This window comes from Metabacillus herbersteinensis, from assembly GCF_042433335.1.
GTDB classification, from domain to species: Bacteria; Bacillota; Bacilli; order Bacillales; family Bacillaceae; genus Metabacillus; species Metabacillus herbersteinensis.
The window spans coordinates 1-1,454 of record NZ_JBHLVO010000083.1; the positions used below are offsets into that span (position 1 = coordinate 1).

Below are 1,454 nucleotides of genomic sequence, written 5' to 3' on the forward strand. Positions count from 1 at the left end.
CATGTGAAGCAAATGCATCGCGATCTAAGAATTCACGAAGTTCTTGTAGAGCACGTTCTTGTCTGATTGGAAGTGTAGTGTAATCAGTTTTACGAGCCCAATTTTTACGCTCTTCGGTTAAGTCCAATTTAGTACTTGCTTCAGCAGTTGCAGCGACAGGAGCGCTAAGTGCTTGGTGAACTTCTGCAAGCTTAACCATGAATGTTTTAACATCAGAAACGATACCTAAAGCAGTTGGTACAACTTTACCAATTTCTTTGTTATCAAGGTTTACGTGGATAATTTTCTTACCGTTTTGTGTGAATACTGCAACATTACCAGTAGAACGGTCAGCGAAACGTCCAGCAAGGTTGATTACTAAGTCAGCTTCAACAATTGTTTTGTTACCTAATGGAGTATCAAGCATTGTTCCCATACGTCCAGCGAATAATGGGTGATCGTTAGGGAATGTATCCATACCCATACCAGAAGTTACAACAGGGATTTGAAGCTCTTCAGCTAAAGCTTTTAATTCAGCTGTAGCGTTTGCAAGATTAACTCCACCACCAGAAAGTAATACTGGTCTTTTAGCATCTTTTAATAATTCTAACGTTTTTTCGATATCAGCGTCAGTAGCTTGTGGTAAGTTATCCACTGGAGTAGAAGCGATAAGTGCATCTATATCAACTTCGATTTCAACTTTTTGTTGATCAACTGGTAAATCAAGAAGAACTGGACCTCTTCTACCAGTAGTAGCTGTTACCCATGCTTCATGGATAAATTCTGCAGCTTTTGAACCATCAGTTAAACGGTATGAAGCTTTTGTTACAGGCTTAGCCATTTCAACAATAGGAGCTTCTTGGAATTGCATTGTTCCAATTAAACTATTTTTTTGTTGACCCGTAATAGCAATCATTGGAATAGAATCCATCCATGCGCTGTAAAGACCTGTTAAGAAGTTAGTTCCACCAGGACCTGAAGTCGCAGCACACACTCCAACTTCACCAGTTGCCCTTGAGTAACCGTCAGCCATGAAAGCACCCGTTTGCTCGTGACGAACAACATATGATTCGATTTTAGTTAATTCTTTTACTGCATCATAGAATGGTAAGATTGCAGCTCCTGGTACACCGTAAACGTGTTTTACCCCTCTTTTTTCTAAATACAATGCAATTAACTCTGCAGCTGTCATTTTTTGTTTAGCCATTTAAATCTCTCCCTTTTGATCTTTTAATATTTTCAAAGATTTGAGCAATCGATTTTTTTCTCCTACATTGCCCTGAAATACTATATAAGGTCACTTCTCTCATCAGACAAATCTTTTTTAATCCAGTCTATCCCCCAAACCGTAATGACAAAAATATCATGGACAGTTTGAACACCAGTTGGATCATCATCTAAAACGATAAACTTATGTTTTGTTTGTTTTAAATGATCTTTGATTTTAGCTCGTAGGCTATCATCGGATTTAGAGA

1 protein-coding gene and 1 pseudogene are annotated in these 1,454 nt (G+C 38.2%); both read right to left on the bottom strand.

Annotated elements, in window-relative coordinates; translation table 11 throughout:
* Window positions 1-1,186 (bottom strand): thiamine pyrophosphate-binding protein (locus ACFFIX_RS27715; protein WP_378939885.1); only part of this gene is annotated, 1,186 nt, incomplete at its 3' end.
* 80 nt (window positions 1,187-1,266) lie between these two features.
* Window positions 1,267-1,454: pseudogene (locus ACFFIX_RS27720) on the bottom strand (four-carbon acid sugar kinase family protein); the annotation flags it as partial.